The sequence below is a fragment of the Sulfurospirillum sp. E15m genome (assembly GCF_059415145.1).
Genome location: NZ_JCAHZS010000003.1, coordinates 68,140 through 92,040, shown reverse-complemented (window position 1 = coordinate 92,040; position 23,901 = coordinate 68,140). Strand labels below are relative to the sequence as shown.

At 39.2% G+C, this 23,901-nt stretch carries 24 protein-coding genes; 10 read left to right on the top strand and 14 right to left on the bottom strand.

Annotated elements, in window-relative coordinates:
* Positions 1-6: 6 nt before the first annotated feature.
* Genes AC5SLP_RS05990 through AC5SLP_RS05980 form a run of 3 tightly spaced genes read left to right on the top strand, consistent with a single transcriptional unit; the run spans position 7 to position 3,024 of the window.
* Positions 7-813 carry a plasminogen-binding N-terminal domain-containing protein gene (locus AC5SLP_RS05990; RefSeq protein ID WP_495254243.1) on the top strand — a complete coding sequence of 269 codons (807 nt, stop codon included), beginning with the start codon at positions 7-9 and terminating at the stop codon, positions 811-813.
* Complete coding sequence (locus AC5SLP_RS05985) at positions 804-2,183, top strand: FAD-linked oxidase C-terminal domain-containing protein (protein ID WP_495254242.1); 1,380 nt, start codon at positions 804-806, stop codon at positions 2,181-2,183. The genes AC5SLP_RS05990 and AC5SLP_RS05985 overlap by 10 nt, the downstream gene beginning before the upstream one ends.
* Position 2,184: 1 nt before the next feature.
* A complete protein-coding gene (locus tag AC5SLP_RS05980; RefSeq protein WP_495254241.1) occupies positions 2,185-3,024 on the top strand; it encodes a YihY family inner membrane protein in 840 nt (279 codons plus the stop codon).
* On the opposite strand, the gene AC5SLP_RS05975 is transcribed toward AC5SLP_RS05980, so the two are convergent.
* The 8 genes from AC5SLP_RS05975 to AC5SLP_RS05940 all read right to left on the bottom strand — a co-directional run bounded on the left by AC5SLP_RS05975 (position 2,950) and on the right by AC5SLP_RS05940 (position 10,152).
* Entirely contained in the window at positions 2,950-4,212 is a 1,263-nt protein-coding gene (locus AC5SLP_RS05975; protein WP_495254240.1) for a ComEC/Rec2 family competence protein, read from the bottom strand. The genes AC5SLP_RS05980 and AC5SLP_RS05975 overlap by 75 nt on opposite strands.
* A gap of 3 nt (positions 4,213-4,215) precedes the next feature.
* Positions 4,216-5,646 carry a replicative DNA helicase gene (locus tag AC5SLP_RS05970; protein ID WP_495254239.1) on the bottom strand — a complete coding sequence of 477 codons (1,431 nt, stop codon included), beginning with the start codon at positions 5,644-5,646 and terminating at the stop codon, positions 4,216-4,218.
* Positions 5,643-6,707: a flavodoxin-dependent (E)-4-hydroxy-3-methylbut-2-enyl-diphosphate synthase gene (gene ispG / locus AC5SLP_RS05965; RefSeq protein WP_495254238.1), complete on the bottom strand. Its 1,065-nt coding sequence runs from the start codon at positions 6,705-6,707 to the stop codon at positions 5,643-5,645. Before ispG ends, AC5SLP_RS05970 begins: the two co-directional genes overlap by 4 nt.
* Positions 6,708-6,795: 88 nt before the next feature.
* A complete protein-coding gene (locus AC5SLP_RS05960; RefSeq protein WP_495254237.1) occupies positions 6,796-8,634 on the bottom strand; it encodes a primosomal protein N' in 1,839 nt (612 codons plus the stop codon).
* 3 nt (positions 8,635-8,637) lie between these two features.
* Positions 8,638-9,099, bottom strand: a complete 462-nt coding sequence (locus AC5SLP_RS05955; RefSeq protein ID WP_495254236.1) for a type II secretion system protein — start codon at positions 9,097-9,099, stop codon at positions 8,638-8,640.
* A gap of 76 nt (positions 9,100-9,175) precedes the next feature.
* Positions 9,176-9,619: a type IV pilin protein gene (locus AC5SLP_RS05950; RefSeq protein WP_495254235.1), complete on the bottom strand. Its 444-nt coding sequence runs from the start codon at positions 9,617-9,619 to the stop codon at positions 9,176-9,178.
* Positions 9,620-9,703: 84 nt separating this feature from the next.
* Positions 9,704-9,922, bottom strand: coding sequence for a hypothetical protein (locus AC5SLP_RS05945; RefSeq protein ID WP_495254234.1), 219 nt, complete (start codon positions 9,920-9,922; stop codon positions 9,704-9,706).
* Complete coding sequence (locus AC5SLP_RS05940) at positions 9,919-10,152, bottom strand: hypothetical protein (RefSeq protein ID WP_495254233.1); 234 nt, start codon at positions 10,150-10,152, stop codon at positions 9,919-9,921. Before AC5SLP_RS05940 ends, AC5SLP_RS05945 begins: the two co-directional genes overlap by 4 nt.
* Positions 10,153-10,231: 79 nt before the next feature.
* On the opposite strand from AC5SLP_RS05940, the gene uvrB reads away from it, so the two are divergent.
* The 4 genes from uvrB (at position 10,232) to AC5SLP_RS05920 (ending at position 15,516) form a co-directional block, all read left to right on the top strand.
* Positions 10,232-12,208 carry an excinuclease ABC subunit UvrB gene (gene uvrB, locus AC5SLP_RS05935; RefSeq protein ID WP_495254232.1) on the top strand — a complete coding sequence of 659 codons (1,977 nt, stop codon included), beginning with the start codon at positions 10,232-10,234 and terminating at the stop codon, positions 12,206-12,208.
* A gap of 58 nt (positions 12,209-12,266) precedes the next feature.
* Positions 12,267-12,803 (top strand): putative metalloprotease CJM1_0395 family protein, encoded by a 537-nt coding sequence (locus tag AC5SLP_RS05930; protein WP_495254231.1) that lies wholly within the window; start codon positions 12,267-12,269, stop codon positions 12,801-12,803.
* A 77-nt stretch (positions 12,804-12,880) separates the two neighbouring features.
* A complete protein-coding gene (locus AC5SLP_RS05925) occupies positions 12,881-14,989 on the top strand; it encodes an RNA degradosome polyphosphate kinase (protein WP_495254230.1) in 2,109 nt (702 codons plus the stop codon).
* Between the two features lie 2 nt (positions 14,990-14,991).
* On the top strand, positions 14,992-15,516 hold the full coding sequence (locus AC5SLP_RS05920) for a gamma carbonic anhydrase family protein (RefSeq protein WP_495254229.1): 525 nt from the start codon (positions 14,992-14,994) through the stop codon (positions 15,514-15,516).
* On the opposite strand, the gene AC5SLP_RS05915 is transcribed toward AC5SLP_RS05920, so the two are convergent.
* From AC5SLP_RS05915 to rpe, 3 genes are read right to left on the bottom strand one after another with little or no spacing between them, the layout of a single operon-like run.
* Positions 15,497-16,291 (bottom strand): 3'-5' exonuclease, encoded by a 795-nt coding sequence (locus tag AC5SLP_RS05915; RefSeq protein WP_495254228.1) that lies wholly within the window; start codon positions 16,289-16,291, stop codon positions 15,497-15,499. The two genes, AC5SLP_RS05920 and AC5SLP_RS05915, sit on opposite strands and share 20 nt — an antisense overlap.
* On the bottom strand, positions 16,288-16,878 hold the full coding sequence (locus AC5SLP_RS05910) for a phosphoribosylanthranilate isomerase (protein WP_495254227.1): 591 nt from the start codon (positions 16,876-16,878) through the stop codon (positions 16,288-16,290). Before AC5SLP_RS05910 ends, AC5SLP_RS05915 begins: the two co-directional genes overlap by 4 nt.
* Positions 16,879-16,881: 3 nt before the next feature.
* A complete protein-coding gene (rpe, locus tag AC5SLP_RS05905; protein WP_495254226.1) occupies positions 16,882-17,523 on the bottom strand; it encodes a ribulose-phosphate 3-epimerase in 642 nt (213 codons plus the stop codon).
* 171 nt (positions 17,524-17,694) lie between these two features.
* On the opposite strand from rpe, the gene rpmB reads away from it, so the two are divergent.
* From rpmB to AC5SLP_RS05890, 3 genes are all read left to right on the top strand, one after another.
* Positions 17,695-17,883 carry a 50S ribosomal protein L28 gene (gene rpmB, locus AC5SLP_RS05900; protein WP_495254225.1) on the top strand — a complete coding sequence of 63 codons (189 nt, stop codon included), beginning with the start codon at positions 17,695-17,697 and terminating at the stop codon, positions 17,881-17,883.
* Positions 17,884-17,983: 100 nt separating this feature from the next.
* Entirely contained in the window at positions 17,984-19,174 is a 1,191-nt protein-coding gene (argJ, locus tag AC5SLP_RS05895) for a bifunctional glutamate N-acetyltransferase/amino-acid acetyltransferase ArgJ (RefSeq protein WP_495254224.1), read from the top strand.
* Positions 19,175-19,227: 53 nt separating this feature from the next.
* Positions 19,228-19,455, top strand: coding sequence for an HP1242/YdcH family protein (locus tag AC5SLP_RS05890; protein WP_495254223.1), 228 nt, complete (start codon positions 19,228-19,230; stop codon positions 19,453-19,455).
* A gap of 12 nt (positions 19,456-19,467) precedes the next feature.
* Here the strand turns inward: AC5SLP_RS05890 and AC5SLP_RS05885 are convergent, their stop codons facing one another.
* From AC5SLP_RS05885 to mfd, 3 genes are read right to left on the bottom strand one after another with little or no spacing between them, the layout of a single operon-like run.
* Positions 19,468-20,133: a 3-methyladenine DNA glycosylase gene (locus AC5SLP_RS05885; RefSeq protein ID WP_495254222.1), complete on the bottom strand. Its 666-nt coding sequence runs from the start codon at positions 20,131-20,133 to the stop codon at positions 19,468-19,470.
* On the bottom strand, positions 20,126-20,932 hold the full coding sequence (locus AC5SLP_RS05880) for a TIGR00282 family metallophosphoesterase (protein ID WP_495254221.1): 807 nt from the start codon (positions 20,930-20,932) through the stop codon (positions 20,126-20,128). Before AC5SLP_RS05880 ends, AC5SLP_RS05885 begins: the two co-directional genes overlap by 8 nt.
* Entirely contained in the window at positions 20,929-23,898 is a 2,970-nt protein-coding gene (gene mfd / locus AC5SLP_RS05875) for a transcription-repair coupling factor (protein WP_495254220.1), read from the bottom strand. Before mfd ends, AC5SLP_RS05880 begins: the two co-directional genes overlap by 4 nt.
* Positions 23,899-23,901 lie beyond the last annotated feature (3 nt).

Genomic DNA, 23,901 nt, shown 5'->3' with positions numbered 1-23,901 from the left:
TTCGTATTGAATAAGCTGTTTTTGGTCTTAACGTTATGTGTATTAGGAACTTTTGCTCAAGCGCAATCGCTTTTTAAAGAGTATAAAACAAAAGTTTTGGAAACATCAAACAATCAAGTCATCATCGCTGACTCACCCGACATTGTTGTCGGAGCTAGTGGTATTATCAGCCATACATTTGATGCTAAAACAAAAACGATTATTGCTCGTGCAGATGTTATTCAAAAAGATGGAACTAAAGCTGTTTTAAAAGTTGAAAAATTTGACATGCTTTCTCAAGGCGCTTTCCCAGATACAGGCCTTAAACCTGCGGTTGGCGATGATGTCGTCATTAATTATTTGTACGATAGAGCACTCATTGTTGCACCAAATTACGACGTTTACCGTGAACTTACAAAACAATACAGCGATATTACATGGATTCACCCGGATGTTGTTGCGGCTTATTTAACAAAATTGTATCGCCCAAATCCAGATAAAAAAATCTTTCAACAAGCGTGTTATCAAAATGCCGCTTCATTGATTTTATTTGCAATTAAAGACAAAGGATACTTTGTAGATTGTAATAACTTTAATACACTTCAAACGATTTCTATTAAAAACTCTGGAGAAATCCAACTCCCTTTTTATACACGTATCAACAATATTGAATCATCATGGTTTAGCTGGGATAGTTCCACTATCGTAGATTACAACAACTACTATGAATATCTTTTAGGACAAGCCGATTCACTCAAAGGTCAAGGTATTGATGGCGTTATTTTAAAATTACCGTTTACGGTTGTAGAGAAAAAAGATACATTATGGAAATAAAACACATTACTTATTTTAAAAGCCTTCTTGGCAATGAAAATGTTTATGATGACAAAGCACATTTGATTGCCTATTGTTATGATGCGACACGTACACGTTATGAGCCTGACGCTGTTTTGTTTCCTCGTGATGAGAAAGATGTCAGTGAAATTTTAAAGTATTGCAATGAACATCGCATTATTATCACTCCTCGTGGAGCCGGAAGCGGCTTTACAGGGGGTGCATTGCCCGCAAATGGCGGCATCATCTTGGCATTTGAAAAGCATATGAATAAAATCCTTGAAATTGATATGGAAAACATGGTTGCTGTTGTTCAACCAGGTGTCATTAACATGGCATTGCAACGTGCCGTTGAAGCTAAGGGACTTTTTTATCCGCCAGATCCTGCCAGTGAAGAGTATTCAACACTGGGTGGCAATGTCAGTGAAAATGCCGGTGGTATGCGTGCGGCAAAGTATGGCATTACCAAAGACTACGTGATGGCGCTTCGCGCTGTTTTACCCAATGGTGAAATCATCCGTGCGGGAAAACGTACCATTAAAGATGTAGCAGGTTATAACATCGCTGGTATTATTATTGCCAGTGAGGGAACCTTAGCCGTTATTACGGAAATCACACTCAAACTCATTGCAAAACCTAAAATGTCTCAAACAGCTATGGGGATTTTTCCAAGCGTTGAAGATGCCATGAATGCTGTTTATAAAACGATGGCAGCAGGTGTTACGCCTGTGGCTATGGAGTTTTTAGATAATCTCTCCATCAATGCTGTTGAGCAAAAATTTAACAAAGGCTTACCAAAAGACGCGGGTGCTATTCTCATCACCGATGTTGATGGTAATTCACCAGATGAACTGACCCAACAATTAGATGTCATTGAAAAAGCGTTTCATGAAAATGGATGTAGTGGCTTTAAAAGAGCAAGCACACCAGAAGAGTCCAAAAATCTTTGGTTCGCTAGACGTAATGCCAGTCAATCTATCACAATTTACGGCAGTAAGAAACTCAATGAGGACATCACTGTGCCACGTAGTAAGCTCCCAGCCCTTCTTCGTGACATTAAGATGATTGCTGAAAAATACAATGTAACCGTTCCTTGTTTTGGGCATACGGGTGATGGCAACGTTCACACCAATGTTATGGTCGATGGCAGTGACCCAAAACAATTAGAAATCGGACATCTTGCCATTGAAGAGATATTTAAAGCAACCGTTGCTTTGGGTGGAACGCTGAGTGGTGAGCATGGTATTGGGCTTAGTAAAGCGCCTTTTATGCATCTAGCATTTAGCGAAGGTGAAATGGAACTTTTCCGCTCCATTAAAAAAGCGTTTGACCCCAATAATATCTTAAACCCAGCCAAAATGGGACTTTGATGTGTTCAGCACTCAAAATTGTGTCCAATTTTTCAAAAAATTAAGAGACGTAGAGCTAGCGCACTACGCCTCTTCTCTTAGCTTTCATACGATTTTATCCCTCATCCCTATTCTTCTGATTACGTTTAGCCTTTTTACTAAAATGCCTCTTTTTGAAGTCTATTATGAAAGACTGCAAGGTTTTATCTTTAGCTCACTTATTCCAACGCAACAAGACATTATGATTCAGTACTTGCGTGATTTTATTGCCAACACAAGCAATATGGGTGTTGTCGGAATGATTTTTGTGTTATACATCTCCATCATGTTCTTTTTAGATTATGAAAAAATTGTAAGTAAAATTTTTGAGATACCCAGACGCAGTTTTTGGGAAGCGCTTTCAACATATTGGACGATGGTTACCCTGATGCCTTTAGGACTCATTATCTTTTTTTATAGCTCTTCATTGGTGCAGGAATTTCTTGATAAAAATGCGATGACAAGCTCGATAAACTTGGTACGCTTTACACCGTATTTTATTATTTGGTTACTTTTTCTCATCATGTACAGCGTTTCTGCCAAAACAAAAATTCACTTAAAAAGCGCTCTTATTGCCTCATTTGTAGCGTCACTTTGTTGGTATATTTCTAAAATACTTTTTGTCTATTATGTTAGTTACAACAAAACCTATCTTAGTATTTATGGCTCATTTAGTATTTTACTTTTCTTCTTTTTATGGATTTATTTTTCATGGTTTATCTATCTTTATGGTCTTAAATTCTGTTTTTTACTGAATGAAAAAGAGACTCAAAAAACTGATGCCCAAGCAGAGGAAAACACCGAATCGAAACCGAATAGCTAACAGCGACAATCCAATATATCCTCCCAAAAACCACACAGGAAAAATTAAAGTATAGCTGAGCGTTTTTACATGTAAAAACGCTAGCAAATACCCATCTAAAATGCCACCACAATGAATGACATGTAAAAAAAGTGACAAGGGATAAAAAACGATAAACACTAAACTGCTAAAAGGTGACGTCAGCTGTAAAAAGGTAAAAACAGGGAAAAAAGTATGCACAATAGGAACCATTAAGAAAAATATACCTAAATCCATCACAGCCAGTAACATAAAACGATTGAGATGAGAGAAATGATGCAAAAATAAAAAGAGATAAAAAACACCTGCAACCGAAAACCAAAAAGAGAGTGAAAAAAGGAGCGACGGGATAAATGCCAATAAAAACATCGCACTCAGCCCCAATGTCCCAAAAGAAAGTATTTTTATACCTCGTGAAAACAGAAAAAATCCAACAACACTCATCACAAAAGAGCGCATGAAAGAAGGGGTAAATTGTATCAATTCCATATAACCGTACAGCAAAATAAAGACGATGATACCAACATCCGCCATTGCATTACGGTAAGGAAAATATCTGTTTTGGAAAAAACGATAGAGTGGATTTAGAAGCGTAAAAAGAATAAAACTAAGTACCCCTAAATGAAATCCGCTGATTGCCACCAAATGTGAAATGCCCCACTTTTGGACATCGTCTCGCAATTCTTTTGAAAGAGGCGTTGCAAAAAAAAGTGTTTTATACACTTCTGCCATGACTTCACTCTCATGTTGTTCATCTATCCATGCGTACAATTTTTTGCCATTAAAAGGTGGATGGTCTTCATAGATAGGATACAACGAAAGCGAAGGTGCGTAAAAACCTTTTAAAAAATCAATAAACGTGAGTTTATCTGTTTTAAATTTAACTTTAACACGGTCTTGAAATGAAACATTGATTTGCTTCCATGAAGTCGTATACATCTGTGCGCCACTGTCATCTAATTTCAATTTCAAAACATCGTAACTTCGCCCTTGAACATTTGTTTTTTCATAATGGTTTAAAACAGTAGCTTTGCTGACATGTAAAGGTTCTTGTGTGAGTCTTGTATAGCGGTAAAATTCAAAAATGAGTGAAAAAAGAGCAATGCTAATGACCACCCCTAAAAGAACAAAAAACTCTTTTTTGTTGCTAAGGAGTGGAACACTAAGCATCTGTTAGAGAGGAGGCAAGCTAATCTTCGCCTCTTTAACGTCTAAATTAGCATCGTTATATACAATTTCTATCGGCACTTTTGCTCCGCCATCGACAAAGCGCGTACACGCTTTTTGGAACATTAAGTTTGCAACACCTACAGGTCCATTTCTATTTTTTCCTACGATGACTTCCGCATGCTCTTCTGGTTTTTCAAAAAAGTTGCTTTTATACTCTTTGCCTTCAGCTCTGGCTTTTTGCTCTTTTTCTTTTTCTTCGCGGATTTTATACACATCATCACGATACACAAATAAAATCATATCGGCATCTTGCTCAATGGCACCCGATTCCCTAAGGTCACTAAGCATTGGGCGTTTATCACTACGACCCTCTAGTCCACGATTGAGCTGTGAAAGCGCAATAATTGGTATATGTAGCTCTCTAGCAAGTAGTTTCAAGCCACGACTAATGTCACTGACTTCTAAGTGACGATCTTTATTTCCACCAGAGGTCATTAACTGTAAATAATCGATAATCGCCAATGAAATTTCAGGATGCTGGCTTTTTAGTTTTCTCAGTTTTGCACGCACTTGGTGAATATCAACAGAGCCATTATCATCCACGAAGAACTTGCGTTTACTCATCTCATCTGCCGCTCTGGTTAAATGCCCCCACTGCTCATCACTCATATCGCCCACTTTAAGCTTTTGAAGGGGTATAGAGGTTTTTGCACTGAGCATCCTGAGCATCAACTGTTCAGCAGGCATCTCAAGCGAGAAGATAGCCACACCACGACTGCGGTCCAATGCATTTTGAGCAAGGTTAAGACAAAACGCTGTTTTACCCATAGCAGGACGTGCCGCTACAATAATTAAGTCACCTTCACCAAAACCGGTTGTAAGTTTATTGATTTCCACAAATCCTGTATCGACACCCACAACCCCTGAATTGCCACGTTTTTTCATCTCATGGATATGTGCGATGGTGGCATGTGTCATTTCAGGTGATTCACGAAATTCGCGACTTCCATTTTCTTGCGTAATCTGGTAGAGTTTTTGTTGCACCAAGTCCACAACATCGGTGGAAGGTAAATCTTTTTCGACGGCAATCTCTTTAATATCACTTGTCAGCTGAACAAGTTCTCGCTTAATCGCTTTTTCTTTGATCTCTTCTACATAGGCTTTGGTTGCTGGAAGAGGATTGGTTGAGAGAATTTCCAGCATCGCATCTTCATCAAAACGTCCTTGTTGATTGAGCTTTTTCTTGATAAACTCTTCATCAATCGGCAAATCTTCTCTCTCGCACGCTTCCATCGCCTCAAAGATATAACGATGGCTCGGTAAATAGAAATCTTTGGCATTAAGCATTGCGGCAACATCTTCAAACGTCGCAGGATTAAATAAAACTGAGCTTAAAACGGAACGTTCGATATTGACATTGTGCAAATTACTCATGCTTTATACTCCTTGGCGGCCAGCTCAACTGCTTCTAAAAATTTATCGACCAAATCATCTTCTTTGAGCTTTGCAACCACTTCACCTTTAACCATCACCAGTCCTTGTCCTTTACCAAATGCAATGGCGACATCCGCGTGTTTTGCTTCACCGATAGCATTGACCACGCATCCCATGACAGAGATATTAAGAGGCGCTTTAATGTGTTTTGTACGACGCTCTACTTCTGCAACCGCATTGACAAGATTGGCTTCCAATCGTCCGCAAGTAGGACACGAGATGATGTTTAAGCCTTCAGCCTCAACGCCACTGTCTTTTAAAATAGCGCGCCCGACTTTAATCTCTTCTTCAAGCTCTCCTGTGATAGAAACACGAAGCGTATCGCCAATACCATCCAAAAGAAGTGAACCCAACGCAATCGAAGATTTAATCGTTGAGTGAAATAACGTTCCTGCCTCTGTGACGCCTAAATGAAACGGATACTCCACAAGAGGTCTTAACATACGATACGCCTCAACGGTACGTTCCACATCACTGGCTTTAAGAGAGACTTTCATATTGGTAAAGCCTAAGTCTTCAAGGTATTTGATGTTATAAAGAGCAGACTCTACCATACCTTTGGCTGTGGGACCGTATTTTTCATCAAATTCACGTTCCAAACTGCCACTATTGACACCAATGCGAATAGGAATATTGCGCTCATTGCAGGCTTTTACGACCTCTTTAACACGCTCTTTATTGCCAATATTGCCAGGATTAATGCGAATACAATCTACAACTTCAGCCGCAATAAGTGCTAAACGGTAATTGAAATGAATGTCCGCGACAATGGGAAGTGTTGCTTCTTTTTTGATGGCTTTAAGCGCATGCGCATCGTCATAATCAGGCACAGCCAGTCGCACAATATCGCATCCGGCAAAATGCAATCGCCTGATTTGCTCCAAAGTGGCTTTTACATCATGTGTCTTTGAGAACGTCATCGACTGTACAGGGATTTTGGCATCGCCTCCAATAGGCACTTTGCCAACAAAAATTTGTTTGGTGGGGTATCGTTTTATCATGTTATATCGCTTTCATTTATAAGCCAACGCGTCTGCGTATCCATGGCTTTAGCTGTTTAAAATTAGAAGGATTATATCTTTTTTGGAATTAAGAAAACGAAAGAGGATCCATATCTGCTTCAATTTTTAAGTGTTTGAGGCTATGTGCGAAAGAGAGTAACGCTTTACTCGAATCACTTCTGGCTAAAAGTTCAAAACGGTATTTTCCTGCGATTTTACCAATGGTCGCTTTGCCAAATCCGACAATTTCAACCAAAGGAAATTTTTGGGCAATGATAGAAGCCTCTTTGATTAACGCTTCAGCTTTTTCCTCTTTGCTATGCGCGCTCATAAGTCGAAGCATTTTTTTAAAAGGAGGATAAAGCGTTTTACGAAAGACAAGTTCATCATGCAAAAACAGATCAAAATCGCGCATATATTTTTCAAAAAAATCACGGTTTTGCGTTTGAATCAACACTTCACCATAGCCTTTTCTACCGCTTCTTCCTGCAATTTGTTTGACCAAAGCTAACGTTTTTTCACGTGCTCTAAAATCACTCATGCCTAAAAGTGCATCTACCCCTAAAACAACGGCAAGACTGACATCGTGATAATCATGCCCTTTTGAGAGCATTTGTGTCCCAACCATGATGTCTATCTTATGCTCATTAAAACGTTCCAAAATTTCACTCAACTGTTTTTCCGTTCGCACAATATCTCTATCAAACTGCTGAACAACAGAGTGATTAAAATACGCTTGAAGTTTTTGGGCCACTTCGGCTGTACCAAGACGTTGCGCCACAATCTCTTCATGTCCGCATTTGGGGCAAACCGTAGGAATGATTTCGGTGTAGTTGCAGTAGTGACATTTTAGGGCATTCATATGCTGATGCAAACTCATACCAACACTACAATAAGGACACTCAACGTGCGCGCCGCATGCTTTACATGTAATGTATTTAAAATTAGCACGTGTGGGAAGAAAAACCACCACTTGCTTTTGAGCATCAAGCGCTTTTTGAATGGATTGAAGCATCATAGCACTAATACCGTGTTCACCTTCATCATACAGTATATGGCTAGAAGAATCAAAAAAAGTTCCTTGAAGCCTAAACGAAGGAAGTTTATAAAAACTTGCAAGTGTAGGCGTTGCACTGCCTAAAAGAACCTTACAGCCTAATTTCTGACCAAACAGTAAACTCAAATCTTTGGCATTATAACGAGGCCTTGAGCCTGATTTATAACTTTCATCGTGTTCTTCATCCACCACAATTAATCCAAGGCGTTGCATCGGTAAAAAAAGTGCCGAACGCGTACCTGCTATAATGTTGATAGTACCCTCTTCGAGCTCTTCAAGAATTTTTTCTTTTCTCTTCGCACTGATTTTTGAGTGCCAAATACCAACACGACTCCCAAAATGCTCTTTTAAACGATGACGCATTTGAGGCGTTAGTCCAATCTCTGGCAGTAAAAAAATGGCTTGTTTGCCTTCATTAATGCATTGTTCAAACAGCTTCATATAAATTTCAGTTTTACCACTTCCTGTATCACCAAAAAGAAGAGAAGAAGCATGGTGTTGCACAAAATCATAAGCGTTTTGTTGTTCTAAAGATAACACAATAGTGGTATGCAGTAACTCTTTTACATGTAAAACATTTTCACGTTTTTGAGGAATAAACAGCGCCAATGCTTCCCCCAAAGAACAGACATAATACTCGGCGATAAAACGAGCAAGCTCTATCGTTTTATCACTGTAAAATGTTTTACATGTAAAAGAGATGCTCTCGCATTCAAAGCTTGGCTTTTCAACTTCAGCTATCACAACACCTTGTGTCGTTCGCTTTGAAAGTGTCACATCCACAACACTCCCAATGCTGTAAGATTGCTCCGACTGATAGGTTAAAAAAGAAAGCGGGGATTTTAAAAGAGAGATATGGTAGTAAAACACATTTTATCGCGTTAAAAGCTTACAATTTTTACCAGTTGTGGCATTGGTAGCATTACAATCAAATGTACCACTATTAGGCGTATATGTAAATTCAACAGCCGTACCACTGATATAATAATCATATCTCGTATCACTCATTTTATACCAACCATCACTGCCATTTTCTTTCATGGCATAAATAGGAGAGGAGAGAATATTTCCTTGAGAGCCCCCATTAAATAATGGTGTTTCATGTGTATGGTCAGTAGTATCATCAAGTTTTTGTGGTCGCGTAGTATTGCTTTCTAATAATCTTTGTGATCTCAAAAGTGCTATACCAGCACGAATAGAAGAGACTTCTGCTCTACCTTTTGAAATAATAGCATCTTCACGTACCCCACCAAGTCTAGGAATGGCAATAGCAGAGAGAATACCGATAATAACCAATACAAAAATTAATTCTACCATTGTGAAAGCTTTTTTCAATACTATCCTTTGATATCAAAAAATTACGTTATAAAAGAGAGGAAAGTCTATCACTCTCCTCTCTTTATAGATATTATTAATTTGTTTTATTAGTTTGAACAGAAACGTTTAAGTCAGCAGAAAAACCAAACATTGGAGCAGAAGTTGAGTTGCCATCGCGACAATAAACATCTTCTGATGCTGGTAAGCCAGGAGATCCAAAAGTAGCTACTTTAGAACCATTACCATCACCAGTATTACGGCAATCACCCAATCCATTCCCAGTTAAAGCAAAACCTTTAGGGATATCTGTATAATCAGCTAAAGTAAAGTTTGTCTTAATTGAACCATTACTATCTCTCATTGAACGAGACCACATTGCTGGAGCGACAGAACGATTAAGTGTGCCAATAAATGCTTCTGCTGCACCAATTTTTGCATCGGTTGCAGTTGATGTAAGTCTTGGTAATGCCACTGCTGCCAAGATACCTAAAATAACAATAACGAAGATCAACTCGATCATCGTGAAACCTTTTTTCATGTTTTCTCCTTGAATTGTATGTATGTTCAATACACTTATTGAGCATTTAGAAATCATTTTATAACAATGTTTTTAAAGCCCGACTTAAACCTCTTCTATTTTGGTAACAAGCGCTGTAATCTCTTGTTCTAACACAAAATTATCATAACACTTTCCCACGTATGCCATGAGCAAATCTTTAGGGTCGATGGAACTTCGACCTTTGAATTGTTCTTTGAAATCCGCTTCAAATTTCAAAGCAAAATCGCCCTCTAGTTTGATGTCAAAATCTTTGCCACCAAGACTGATTGTTATCTTATTCATTTGCCTAAAACTGCTTCAATTTTACTGAGTAAATCATCGGCATTCACATCTTTGTTAATCAAATCTTGTTCAAGTTTGGCTATTTGCACACTTTTAGCCTCATTGAGTGCTTTAGCTTTAACAACTTCTTGACGAAGCGCTTCATTTTGTGCCAAAAGATCTTTATATTTTTCAACTAATTCAGTAATTTTTTGGCTAAGTGTGTTAATTGATCGTTCTTCTTCAAACATTCATGGCTCCATTAGCGTTGTTTGGTATAATTGTAACAAAAAAAAATAAAAAGTATCAATATCTCTTAAAAAGGTGTCTATGAGCAATCTTAAACTGCAAAGTCCTTATCAACCCTCAGGCGATCAACCGCAAGCGATTGATAAACTAACGGCATCTATCAAAAAAGGCAATCGGTATCAAACCTTGATTGGCGTTACGGGTAGTGGAAAAACTTATACGATGGCTCAAATCATTCAAAAGCTTCAAATGCCCACCCTCATTATGACGCATAATAAAACACTTGCTGCGCAGCTTTATAGTGAATTTAAAGGCTTTTTTCCCAATAACCATGTGGAGTATTTTATCAGCTACTACGATTATTATCAGCCTGAAGCTTATATTCCTAGAAGTGACTTATTTATCGAAAAAGACAGCTCCATTAATGAAGAGTTAGAGCGTTTGCGTCTAAGTGCCACGGCTTCACTACTCAGCTTTAATGATGTTATCTGTGTTGCTTCGGTTTCTGCCAACTACGGATTGGGTGATCCTAGCGAATACAAAGAGATGGTTCAAGTCATCGAAAAGGGCGAGAGCATCAATCAAAAAAAGCTGTTGTTGCGCCTTGTCGATATGGGCTATAAACGTAACGATACCTTTTTTGATCGAGGGTGTTTTAGGGTCAGTGGGGATGTGATTGACATTTACCCCGCTTACAGCGAAGAAGAAGCCATCAGAGTCGAATTTTTTGGGGACGAAGTAGAGAGCATCAACTATTTTGAAGTCTTTCTCAATAAAAAATTGCAAAACTTAAACAAAGTCGTTATCTACGCCGCAAACCAGTTCATCGTTGGACACGAAAGACTTCAAAAAGCCATTAAATCCATTGAGCAAGAGTTAGATGAACGTTTAGAGTATTTCAAGAAAGAAGATAAACTGGTCGAGTACCAACGCCTTAAACAGCGTGTTGAGTTTGATTTAGAAATGCTTCAAAGTACAGGTGCGTGCAAAGGCGTCGAAAACTATGCACGATATTTGACAGGAATAGAACCTGGCGGTACACCCTACTCGCTGTTTGATTACTTTGAAGCGATGAATAAAGAGTATCTGGTCATTGTCGATGAATCGCATGTCAGCCTTCCGCAATTTCGCGGCATGTTCGCAGGCGATAGAAGCCGTAAAGAAGTCCTCGTCGAGTACGGTTTTAGACTTCCTAGTGCCCTTGATAACCGACCTTTGATGTTTGATGAATTTATTCATAAAGCGCCCCGTTATCTTTTTGTCAGTGCCACACCCAAAGAGTTAGAATTAGAACTGAGCGGGGAAAATACTGCGGAACAAATTATTCGTCCGACAGGACTTTTAGACCCCGAAGTGGAAATTTTAAGCAGTAAAAACCAAGTTGAAATGCTCTTTGACAAAATCAAAGAAGTCATAGCAAAAGATGAGAAAGTGCTCGTCACGGTATTGACCAAAAAAATGGCAGAAGAGCTTACGCGTTATTACGCTGACCTTGGGATTAAAATCAAATACATGCACTCAGATATTGATGCCATCGAGCGCAATCAGATTATTCGTTCATTACGCGTGGGAGAATTTGACGTGCTTGTGGGAATCAACCTTCTTCGTGAGGGACTTGACTTACCAGAAGTCTCACTGGTCGCTATTTTAGATGCCGACAAAGAAGGCTTTTTGCGCTCTGAGACGAGCCTCATACAAACTATGGGACGCGCTGCTCGAAATCTCAATGGAAAAGTACTTATGTTTGCAGAAAAAATCACCGATTCGATGCAAAAAGCTATCGAGACGACCATGCGAAGGCGTGCTTTGCAAGAGGCATACAATAAAGAACATGGTATTACGCCTTCCAGTACAAAACGTAAAATGGATGAAAATCTTAAGCTTGAAGAGCATGCAGATATTTATAACACGTATGACAAAAAAGATAAAATTCCGCCAAGTGAGAAAAAGAAAATTATCGCAGAGCTGACAAAAGCAATGCATGAAGCCGCAAAAATTTTGGAGTTTGAAAAAGCAGCAAAATTACGCGACCAAATTGAAAAACTCAAAAAAGCATAATTTTTTTTACATGTAATCTCCAAAAAGTTGTATAATAAATCAACTTAGGAGATTTTCGATGGAAATTGGCAGTTTTCTGAATAGCTCATATTTACGCATCAACAATACCTCATCGACCACAAAGACGGATTCGTCGTCTCAAAAAAAAGAGCATTCTTCTATTACGCCTAAACTAACTGCGGCTCAAGAAGCACAAATTGCAGAACTCCGTGCTATCGACACTGCCGTACATGCGCATGAGCGTGCACATATTGCCGCTGGTGCTGGTGTTATTCGAGGCGGTGCCGTTTTCACGTATGAAAAAGCAGCCGATAACAACCTCTATGCCATCGCAGGTGAAGTGGGTATTGATACATCAACAGGCAGCACGCCTGAAGAGACGATTGCAAAGATGCAAACCGTTCGAGCTGCCGCTCTTGCACCTTCTGATCCAAGTCCTGCAGACTACCAAGTCGCATCCACCGCTTCTATGCTACAAATGCAAGCAAGACTTGAAGTAGCACGTGCCAAACAAGCTGAACTGCTCGCCAAGCCTCAAGAGAGCTACGCCGCTAATAACACCCAAAGTGAGCCGCTTTTTTCAAACTACGCCTAAACCATTGTAAGTCGTTACCTTTTTATAACATTTTTCTGATAAAATAATTAGAATTATTTTGTGATGAAGGATAAAACGTGCCTGATTTAAACGACTCTAGTCTGTACCTTAACCGCGAGCTTTCATGGCTCAAGTTTAACACCAGAGTCCTTGCTCAATCCATGAAAAAAGAGTTACCCCTTTTTGAGCGACTCAAATTTTTAGCCATCTATGCTACCAACCTGGATGAATTTTATATGATTCGTGTGGCAGGTCTTAAACAACTTTTTAGCGCGGGCGTTATTGAGACAGGAGCCGATCAAAAAACACCTCTCGATCAACTTCGTGAAATCAGAGCCTATCTTGCGAGTGAAAAAGAGGTCATTCAAAACAGTTATGAAGAAATTGTTGCTGATTTAGAGAAAGAGAACCTTTTTATTAAAGCATACGATGAATTAGGTCCCGTACTTGCACGTTTGGCAGATGAGTATTTCTTTTCAAATATTTTGCCTGTGATTGTTCCTATCGCCGTCAATGCAACCCATCCTTTTCCTCATCTTAACAATCTTAGCTTTTCGCTTGCTGTCAAATTGCAAGATAGCGAAAGCGAAGATGAAAGCAATTATAAATACGGCATGATTCGCATTCCTCGCGTATTACCACGCTTTTTTCAAGCAGGGGATAACATCTATGTGCCAATTGAGACGATTGTCAAAAAACATGTGGAAGAGATTTTTCCTGGTTATAAGCTTATCGCTTCTGCGGCATTTAGAGTGACCCGAAATGCTGACATGGTCATCGAAGAGGAAGAAGCCGATGATTTTATGATGATTATGGAACAAGGGCTCAAACTAAGACGAAAAGGTGCGTTTGTGCGCCTTAACATTCAAGACAATGCCGATGGCGATATCTTAGAATTTTTAAACTCTCACATGCAAATTTTTTCTAAAGATATATACACCTATAAAATTCCGCTCAATTTGGGTGCTTTATGGCAAATTGTGGGCAATAAAGATTTTTCACATTTGACCTTGCCACCGTACAACTCAAAAGTCTTGCCTCCCTTTGACAACAATGAGTCTGTGTTTAAAGTGATTGACAAAAATGATGTCATCTTATTTCACCCTTATGAAAGCTTCGACCCTGTTTTAAGAATGATTCGAGAAGCTTCTAAAGACCCTAAAGTTATCTCTATTCGTATGACACTGTATCGTGTTGAAAAAAACTCACAAATTGTCCAAGCCTTAATTGACGCGGCTAACGAAGGGAAGCAAGTCACCGCGGTGGTTGAATTAAAAGCACGTTTTGATGAAGAAAACAACTTGCATTGGGCAAAAGCGTTAGAACAAGCTGGAGCACATGTTGTTTATGGTATTACGGGCTTTAAAGTTCATGCCAAAATCGCACAAGTCATTCGCCAAGAAGAGGATGGAAAATTAAAATTTTACATGCACTTTAGTACCGGCAATTACAACGGCGCTACGGCGAAGGTTTATACCGATACCAGCTTTTTTACATGTAAAGAGGAATTTGCAAAAGACAGTACCACATTTTTTCATATTCTCTCAGGGTTTTCCAAACACAAAAAACTAGAAACTCTCTCGATGTCGCCAACGCAAATCAAACCTAAAGTTATTAGTCTGATTGAGAATGAAGCACGATTTGGAAATGAAGGACGCATTATTGTTAAGATGAACTCACTAGTCGATCCAGATGTCATTCAAGCCCTCTATGAAGCGTCTATTAAAGGCGTACAGATTGATATTATCGCACGAGGTATCTGCTGCTTGCGTCCAGGTGTTGAAGGTGTTAGCGAAAACATTCGCGTTAAATCGATTGTAGGTAAATACTTAGAACATGCTCGTATTTTTTACTTTAAAAATGCGGAGCCAACCACAACATTTATCTCAAGCGCCGATTGGATGCCACGTAATCTTGAACGAAGACTTGAGCTGATGACGCCGATTTTTGACAAAGCGTTGCAACAAAAACTTTTTGAGATTTTACAACTTCAACTGAGTGACAACTCTCTTAGTTGGATATTAGGCAATGATGGAGACTATACTGAAGTGGTATGCGGTGATGATAAACCTATCAATAACCATACGATTTTAGAAGACTATATGAACAAAATCTATAAAGCACAGAAAAAAGACAGCACGCATAAAGCCGAAAAGCTCGTTAAGAGACTTTTTAAAGAGAGCTAAGGATGCTGATGGCATTTCAAGGCATTATGCCAACCGTTGGAAACAGCGTCTTTGTTGCTCCTAGCGCAGATATCATTGGGGATGTCTGCATAGGAGACAATAGCTCCATTTGGTTTGGCTGTGTCATCAGAGGCGATGTCAATAGCATTAAAATCGGTCAAAACACTAATGTGCAAGACCTCAGCATGATTCATGTTACTCATTATACAAAAGAAGATCATAGTGATGGTTTTACAACGCTTATAGGCGATAATGTCACGATTGGTCATCGTGTCATGTTGCACGGTTGTGTGATTGAAGATGCGTGTCTCATTGGTATGAGTTCTACCATTTTAGATGGCGCTGTCATTGGCAAAGAATCTATTGTAGGAGCCAATTCTTTAGTCACAAAAAATAAAAAATTTCCCCCACGTTCGCTTATTATGGGCAATCCCGCCAAATGGATACGAGAATTAAATGATGAAGAAGTAGCTTCGCTTTACGTGTCGGCGTCAAACTATATTTCGTTTAAAGCGAAGTACCAGTAGGTTTCTCTTTTTTCTTTTTACGTTGCTGTTGGGGTTTGGTAAACGCAATCAAATCCTCAACACTTCGCACATCTTCAGGCAAATTTTCTAACGCTTTTGCCAGAACAATTGCAGTGGCTTTGGCATCAAATAAAGCGCGGTGGTGATTTTCAAATACAATGCCTAAGTGTTGCATGAGAGCGCTGAGTCCATATTTAGGAGCTTCGATGCATTTTTTAGCCAAGTCAATCGTATCGAGCCTTCGGTTTAAGAGAGGTCCAAACCCCGCTTGCTCCAAGGCATAAGAAATAAAATAGTAGTCAAAATTCACATTGTGTGCTACAAAAACGGCGTCTTTGATAAAGAGTCGAAAAGCCTCTAACACAGAGGTGAGTGAAGGTGCTTTTTGAAGATCAGCTAGTGTAATGCCCGTCAGTTGTTCAATACTATCAGGCAAAATATCCGCCTTGGCTAAAGAGGAGAACTCTGCTACTGTTTTTCCATGTTCTATCATCACAGCACCGATTTCAATAATCTGATATTCACTAGGCTTAGAACCATTCGTTTCAATATCGACAATACAAAATCTTCCATCTTCGATTTTTGTCGTGACGGTTTCAATGGTAAACGCATAATTATTGTACTTTGCAATGGGAAGTCCCAAAAGCTTTAACATCGATAAATCTTCCACATCCACATGCTCTAGCTCTTTAAATGTTCGCATCTTCGCAAAAAACTCTTTGTGGAAAATAGGCTTTTGAGTTATTTTGTAAATAAAGCTATCGATGGCTCTCACGCCTTCGCCTTTTGAATAAATGCTCTCACTTTAGCATGATCTTTTAGGCCTTTGGCTCGCTCAACGCCACTGCTGACATCCACGCCATAAAATCCCATAGGCTTGATTTGCTCGATGTTTTCAGGACTCAACCCGCCCGCAAGGATAATATTGTCACAATCTGCATTTTCAAACCATGAAAGGTCAATCCGCTTACCAGCACCGCCATAGCCCTCAACATAGGCATCAACCAACCTAATTAAGCCTTTATACTGTTGGCGAACATCGTCTGCTTCACGCGCACGTACGACACGGACATAAGGTACTTTGAGTGCATTGAAAAAGGCTTCATCGACGTCAAACTGAATTTGAGCCATATCCATGTGCGCCTCTTTACATGTAAAACTCACCTCTTCTGGCGAGACATCCACAAAAAGCCCGATTTTTTTTACATGTAATGGTAATTTTTCCGCAATGGCTTTAGCATCGTTTGGCGTGATATAACGAGGCGACTTTGGATAAAAAACAAATCCCAGCGCATCTGCTCCCGCTTCTATCGCACACAAAGCATCTTCAAGGTTCGTAATACCACAGATTTTAACCCACATGGTTTAAACTTTAAGCGAATCAATAGCGTGTTTATAATCACTCGCCCCAAACACATAATTGCCAGCCACCACAATATCAACCCCAGCATTGGCTAAAGCGTGAATATTCTGATTATTAACGCCACCATCCACTTCAATGAGTGTTTTAGCGTTGCGCTTAAGAATCATCTCTTTTAGCAGTGGCGCTTTTTCTAAAACATTGGGGATAAACTTTTGACCGCCAAATCCTGGATTAACACTCATTAAAAGAACCATGTCCAAATCTTCCAGTAAATATTCAATCGCAGAAGGTGGCGTATGCGGGTTAAGAACAATGGCTGGAGAGATACCTAAATCACGAATTCTTTGAATTAAACGGTGCGGATGTTTCTCTTCTTCAATATGAAAAGAGAGGTATTTGGGTTTTAAAGGTGCAAAAAGTTCAACAAAAAAAGTATTGTTTTCGACCATCAAATGAATATCAAGAGGTTTAGTAGCCGCTTGTGCCACAGACTTAACAACCACAGGTCCAATAGTTAGATTAGGAACGAAATGACCATCCATAACGTCCACATGCACAAGATCGCACCCTGCTTTACAAATTGATTCAATCTCTTCTTTTAATTTTCCAAAATCGCAAGATAAGATACTTGGAGCCACTAACATAGTTCACCTTTACACATTACATGAGACAACTTAAGGCATCTCATATATAAATTTAATGAAATTGTATCAAAATTTATAAAAATTTCGATATAATCATCGGCTCACTAAATTAAGTATAACTTTTGCTTCTTTAGTGTACAATTCGAGGTAAAAAATTACAAGGATATCGATATGGCAAGAAAATGTGCTATTACTGGAAAAGGTCCAATGGTTGGAAACAACGTAAGCCATGCGAACAACAAAACTAAAAGAAGATTCCTTCCAAACTTAAGAACTGTCCGTGTGACACTTGAAGATGGAACAACTCAAAAAATTAGAATTGCTGCTTCGACACTTCGCACTATGAAGAAAAACGGCTAAAATTTCTCCATAACTTGGGGAAATTTTACTGTTTTCATACACGCTTTAATTAAAAATACTTTCTCTTCACAATTAACCAAATCCAAAAGGATTTATAACGATGTTTACACTTCTTCCACTTAAAAATGGTCTGGACAATGTTGCAGGTTTTTTCTGCCAAGGCGTATCGGCAGGCTTTAAACCCAATGGCAAAGAAGATGTCGCGTTTATTCGATCTAATGAACCCTATGACATTTCAGCAGTTTTTACAACCAACGTCTTTCAAGCGGCACCTATTAAACATTTTTTGCGCTACCCAAAAGGCTTTCAAACCAATTTCATTTTGATGAATGCCAAAAATGCCAATGCTATGACGGGCGAAAAAGGTATTGAAGATATTAACACACTGTTTGAACAACTGAAAACAAAATTTCCAACACTGCATAATCCTGTTATGAGCTCAACCGGCGTTATTGGGTATCGTCTTAATGTTGAGAAACTTTCATCTGCTTTTGACACATTTGATTTTAATGCCAAAGATTCTCATTCAACAGCATCAGCGATTATGACAACAGACCGCTTTAAAAAAGAACTTTGCTTAAAAGTTATTTTAGAAGATGGCAGCTTTTTTCATATCGCAGCGATTTGCAAAGGTGCAGGAATGATTAATCCTGCTATGGCAACCATGTTGTGTTTCATTTTAACCGATGCTTCGATTCCAAAAACGGATATGGATGCTCTTTTATTACCAAGTATCGAATCCTCTTTTAATGCTGTTAGCGTTGATGGAGATACATCCACCAATGATACCGTCATGCTTGTTGCATCTCGTAAAAGCAATGCATACGATAAAGAGGCATTTGAGGAAGCGTTAAAACGCATTACCAAAGAGCTAAGTTTGATGCTTGTACGTGATGGCGAAGGCTCAAGCAAAGTGGTTGCGTTTGAAGTCAGCGGCGCTAAAAGCGTGGCAGAAGCAGAAAAAGCGGCTAAGGCACTTAGTAATTCACTGCTTGTCAAAACAGCTCTTTTTGGAGAAGACCCAAACTGGGGACGTATCGCTTCGACTATTGGCGCTAGTGGCATTACATGTAATGAAGAAAGCCTTGTGATTCACTATGATGATGTTCTGATTTACTCAAAAGATCAACGCTCTTTAGACAATGAAACAGAAAACAAAGCTGCTGCGGTTATGAAAAAAGAGTCATTTCGCATTCACTGTGAACTCGGAATCGGCGAGAGTTCGTTTACGGCGTATGGTTGTGATTTAGGACATGAATACGTCAAGATCAATGCGGATTATCGTACCTAATTTCAAAATAATGTACTTTTTGATAAAATAAAACAAATACTAAAGGAGAATGTATGTTACACGAATACAGAGAGGTTATCTCACAATTAAAAATTGAGAATGCACACTTTGCAAAAATTTTTGAAAAACACAATGAACTTGATCAGAAAATTACGGATGCTGATGAAGGCAGAGAACATATAAGTGATGCAGAGCTTGATAGCCTTAAAAAAGAAAAATTAAAACTCAAAGATGAAGCATACGCAATGATTGTTGCTTATAAAAAAGAGAAAAATATCTAAATATCGTTTGGGCTATAAGCCCAAACTTTCTATATTCACTTTTTTCCCACTACTATTTTCTTTACAAAACTCCACAATTTTTCCATGAAACCTCGCATACAGTTCATTGATACTGATTGCTCTTCCATACAACGTTTCTATCTGTGAAGAAGCTTCACTCAGGCCACCAATCATCCACTCTTGTAAAGCGCCGTACGAATCAAACTCATACCCGAAGGCTTCTAAAAGTCTTGAAGTATAGGCATCAACAACCAGAACCTCTTTGGCACAGGCATAACATAAAATAGAATCTGCGCTCTCTTCGCCTATTCCTTTTTGTGAAAGAAGCCACTCTCTATCAACATTAAAACAAAATGATTCAAAATCGCCAAACACATTGTTAATTGCATGTGAAAGGAGATGTAAATTTTTCGCTTTCGTATTGTAAAAACCACTGGGTTTAATCAAATCAGCTAAAGACTGCACGTCCAGTTTTGCCAAAGCATCAAGCGAAGCAATCCCCGCACTTTCTAAATTTGCCATACTTTTTTCGACGTTTTCCCACTTGGTTTGTTGGGTTAAAATTGCCCCGACAATGACCCAAAACGTCTTTGATTTTGGCCACCATAGCCTATCTCGTTCACGCCTAGGATAGCCCGCTTTTTTAAGAGCAACCAAAAGCTCAAAACTACTATTCATACAGCGCTCTTGCAAGAAGACGTTCTTGATCATCAAAGACTCTTATTTTTTGCGCGTCGATACATTTTCCCTCATTGATATCCAGAATAATCATTTGAAGAATCTTTTTACATTTTTTTGGGATTTCAAGTGTCGCAGGGAGTCCTGTCAAAAATCGTTTGAGGGGTGCCTCTTTATCCATGCCAATCACCCCATCTCGACAACCACTTAGCCCCACATCGCTGACATAACATGTGCCCTCTTCTATCAGAAGGTCATCGGTTCCTACATGTGTATGTGTTCCTAAAATGGCACTGACCTTGCCTTTTAAGAGATGATGCATTGCTCGTTTTTCAGAAGTCGCTTCGGCATGAAAATCAACCAAAATTGTCTTAAGTCCTTCCTCTTGTAACTGTTCAACCACTTTTTGAGCACACAAAAAAGGATTCTCAACCATTGGCATCGTATAATGACCCATAATATTCACAACCGCCAAGCGTTCATCGTTTACATGTAAAATGCGCACACCACTGCCCGGTACGCTGGAAGGGTAATTATGCGGTCTAAGGATGGGCATTACATCAAACAAAGAGAGAATCTCTTTTTTGTCCCAAGAGTGGTTTCCGCCTGTTAAAACATCCACACCATATGAAAAAAGCTCTTTAGCATGTTGCGCACCTAGTCCAAAGCCATGACTTGCATTTTCTCCATTGGCAACAATAACATCCAAAGCAAATTCTTGACGTAACTTTTTAAGATGCATCTCAAGCATACTTCGCCCTGGCTTTCCTACCACATCACCAATAAAGCCTATTTTCATGCTTCTTTCCTTAAATGCATTAACACCGTAGCGATAACATCGTCATCATCGCGACTGCGTGATTGTAGGGTTATTTTTTGCTCATTGTCATATTTAATCGTAATATTCTGTCCATAATTTGAAATCAAACTCACGGCTTTTTGAGTTGCTAAAATTTTAATCTCAATCAATTGTAAAAACTGTTTTGTTGGAACATCAAGCTTTCCAAAACGGTCCACCATTTCTTCTTCAATTTCCAACACATCGTGCAGAACTTTAGCACGACTAAGCCTACGATAAAGCTCCAAACGCACACGGTCTTCTAAGATATAAGTATCGCTGATAAAAGCACTGATGGAAAGTTTGATATCCACCTCTTTGGTGGCAATAGGTGTTTTACCCAAAAGTGCATTAATAGCATCTTCTAACATTTTCAAATACAACGCATACCCAATATTTTTAAGATGCCCGCTTTGTGCTTCGCCTACTAAATTACCGCCGCCTCGAATTTCAAGGTCATGGTACGCAAGGATAGAGCCACTGCCAAGATAGGAATTGGATTCTAAGGCAATCAGGCGTTTTTTTGCAGACTCAGAGAGAGCGTCTTTCTCTTTTACTAAGAAATAACAAAAGCCTTGGCGTTTACTTCGCCCCACGCGACCACGAAGTTGATGCAAATCTGCCATACCAAAATGATCCGCTGAATCAATGATAATCGTATTGACATTGGGGATATGAATACCAGACTCAATAATCGATGTACTTAAAAGTACATCATAGGCCTTCTCTTCAAAATGAAGCATCTCTTTTTCCGTGACCGTAGCGCTGATTTCCGAGTGTAATGTTAAGATACGAAGATGGGGCATCATCGTTTGTAACTCTTTACGTTTATCTTCGATAGTCGCAATTCGATTATGAACAAAAAAGACTTGTCCTCCACGTCTGAGTTCTCGTAAAATTGCCTCTTTAATCACTTTCTCATCATACTCTTTAACAAACGTACGTACGTCTTCACGGTCACTTGGAGGGGTTAAGAGCTGGGAGTACTGTTTAATGGAGCTTAACGCCATATTGAGGCTTCTAGGAATTGGCGTTGCACTCATAGAGAGGATATGCACATTTTCTCGAAAATTTTTCAATTTCTCTTTCTGCTTGACACCAAATTTATGCTCTTCATCCACTACAATCAGTGCCGGATTAAACAATTCTACGTCAAACAAGGAGTGTGTTCCTACACACACGTGTAGAGCACCACTTTTGAGTTCTTTTAAAATAACCTGTTTTTGTGCCGCTGTCGTAAAGCGATCCAGCTGTGCCACTTTGATGTTGTACTTCGCAAACCGCGAAGAGAGGCTTTTAAAGTGTTGGGAGCATAAAAGCGTGGTGGGGGCAATTAAAAGCGCTTGATAGCCTTTTTGGACCGTTGCAAAGATAGCATTCATAGCTACTTCTGTTTTACCAAATCCAACATCGCCACTTAAGAGCCTATCCATCATTTTTCCGCTGTTTAAATCAACAAGAATCTCGTTGATAACGCGCTTTTGATCTTCTGTGTAACTAAACCCTGCGTCCGCTTGAAAGAGTGCTAAATCATCAGGTGTTGCATGGATTTCAAGTGCCTCCACCATTTCTCGTTTGGCTGCAATAGCAATAATTTCACTGGCTATCTCTAAAAGACGCTCTTTTGTCTTGGCTTTTAGTTTTTGGAAACTACCTTTTCCAAGACGGTCCACACTGACTAAACCACCACTTTCACCAATGTATCTGTCGATTACATGTAAATTCTCAACGGGCAATAAAAGCTTATCATCGCCTAGATATTCGATGAGAACGAAATCTTTGGTAGCCCCTAAAACCGTGGTATTGGTGAGTCCCCTAAAAATACCGATACCATAATGTTCATGGACGACATAATCCCCTGCTTTGAGTTCATCTAAAACAATGCTCACACGCTTACGTTTAATTTTAGTCGAAGGTTTATTTAAAGAGAGAATGACCTCATCCGCACTCATGATATTCACGATGCGTTCGCTCTCTTTAAATTTTACATGTAAAGGATCAAGCTCAGCCATACGCACTAAAATTTCATTCTTCGCAAGAAGTGTTATTTTTTTAGCTTGGTGTAACTCTAAAAACGTTTTGATGTTACTGGGTGCGATTTCACGAAATGCTTTTGCTTCTGGTAGTGTGGGTAATGCAAGAAGTGCTTTTGCGCCTTCTTCGTTAAAGAGGGCAATTTCTGTAATTTCTTCATCTAAAGAAGGGGTTAAATAGCATTTAAATGTCTCAAGGTAATTGGCGCCATGTTCCATAAGAACCCAAAGTCCTAAGGAGTGAACATCTTTCGTAAAGCTATCACTTTTAAGATGCGCTATACGTTTTTCCATCGCCTCAAATTGATCTTGCTCTAACGCAAAAAGTGCAGGAATAATCGCAATACTTTCATGCTCGTCTTTGGCACTTTTTTGTGTCTCGCAATCAAAGAAACGGATACTTTCAATCTCATCATCAAATAATCCAATGCGAATGGCTTGTTCGCTATCGGGTGGGAAAATATCGATAATATCGCCGCGAACAGAGATTTCACCTTTACCTTGGACTACATCAACATTGCGATAGCCCCAATAATACATCTGCTCTTTGAAGCGTTCAAGATGTACTCGTGAACCAAACTCAAGATTTAAAATGGAAAAAAGTTCCGCTTTTGGCAGAGGTGTCAGCAAGGTACGAACAGGAACAATTAAAATCTTTTTCGTAGAAGCGTCTTGGTAAAAAGCATGCAATGTTCGTAAAAGAGAGAACATCTCTTCATGAAATGAGAGTAAATCATCCCCATGATTTGCACGTAAATCTGGCAAAACATAGCTTTTTTTACCACAGTATAGGGCTACTTCTGAAGCTAAAAATGCCTCTTTTTCACCTTGTACACCTAAAAGTTGAACATCTGTTTTTGTCTGTAAGAACTCATAACACGCCGCTTGTAACAAATA